This window comes from Mesorhizobium sp. M7A.F.Ca.ET.027.02.1.1, from assembly GCF_004022985.1.
Lineage (GTDB): Bacteria > Pseudomonadota > Alphaproteobacteria > Rhizobiales > Rhizobiaceae > Mesorhizobium.
In genome coordinates this window covers 1-1,088 of the sequence record NZ_RZOL01000797.1, presented here as the reverse complement: position 1 = coordinate 1,088, position 1,088 = coordinate 1, and the positions used below count along the sequence as shown (strand labels likewise).

Below are 1,088 nucleotides of genomic sequence, written 5' to 3'. Positions count from 1 at the left end.
GGTCGGTCATATGCATGGTGCCGAACAGGAAGGACGGCTTCTCGCCGGGCTTTTCCAGCTTCCACAACAGGCCCTTGCCGTTCGGTGTCGCGGCGGCTTCCGCTTCGATCTTGCGGTAGGTCGCCGGATCGTTCTTCTGCAAGGCCGACAGCATGTCGGCGCCGGTGCAGGTCGAGATTTCGGCATGGGCCTTGCCGGCCGCGAACAGCAGCACGGCGAGAAACGACAGGAAGAACAAAACATTGAGCGCGACGAGCAGCTTCAGCGACACGGAAGCTGCACGGTCGGCGATGGCGATGACGCGTTTCATGATCCCATTCCTAGAACCGAAAAGCGGCAAAACGGTTAATTGGTACTGCGAAATTGTCTTCGACCGGCTATCGCCCTCAGCGGACGTCGATGGTGCTCATGACTCAATGATTAGCGGAAACGCCCATTTCTTCGTCATCCACGGGCGGAGCAAGGAGCGTAGCGACGCGGCGCAGACCCGAGGATCCATGCCGGGACTCTGGAACGCTGCAACAGTGCAGAATTCCGCTCCGCAGCACTCCATGGCAAAGGTCGCGGCATGGATCCCAGGGTCTCCGCGACGGAGCTTCGCTCCTGCTTCGCCCAGGGATGACGACGTTGGGGAGGCTTTCGGCCAATGGTGAACGTTTGGCCACCGATACTATGCGACGCTACTGGCGTTCATGCCCGTGGATGGGCCTGCTCGTAAATCTCGAGCAGCCTCGCGGTGTCGACGCCGGTGTAGATCTGCGTCGTCGACAGGCTGGCGTGGCCGAGCAGTTCCTGGATGGTGCGCAAATCGCCGCCGCGGCCGAGCAGATGCGTAGCGAAGGAATGGCGCAGCGCATGCGGCGTCGCGGTATCGGGCAGGTTGAGCGCCGAGCGCAGCTTGGCCATGTCGCGCTGGACAATGGCCGGGTTGAGCGGACCGCCGCGGGCGCCGCGAAACAACAGGCCCTTGGGGTCGAGATGGTAGGGGCAGAGCCGGCGATATTCGGCCATCGCCCTGAGCGCCACCGGCAGCACCGGCACCAGGCGCGTCTTGCCGCCCTTGCCGGTGACGCGAAGCACCGTGTCGT

Annotated in this window: 1 protein-coding gene and 1 pseudogene; both read right to left on the bottom strand. The window is 63.3% G+C overall.

All coding sequences use genetic code 11. The annotated features are described in order from the left end of the window. Positions 1-310 (bottom strand): annotated as a pseudogene (locus EN749_RS36230) (polysaccharide biosynthesis protein GumN); the annotation flags it as partial. Between the two features lie 380 nt (positions 311-690). Next, positions 691-1,088 (bottom strand): tyrosine-type recombinase/integrase (locus EN749_RS36225; protein ID WP_145991195.1); only part of this gene is annotated, 398 nt, incomplete at its 5' end.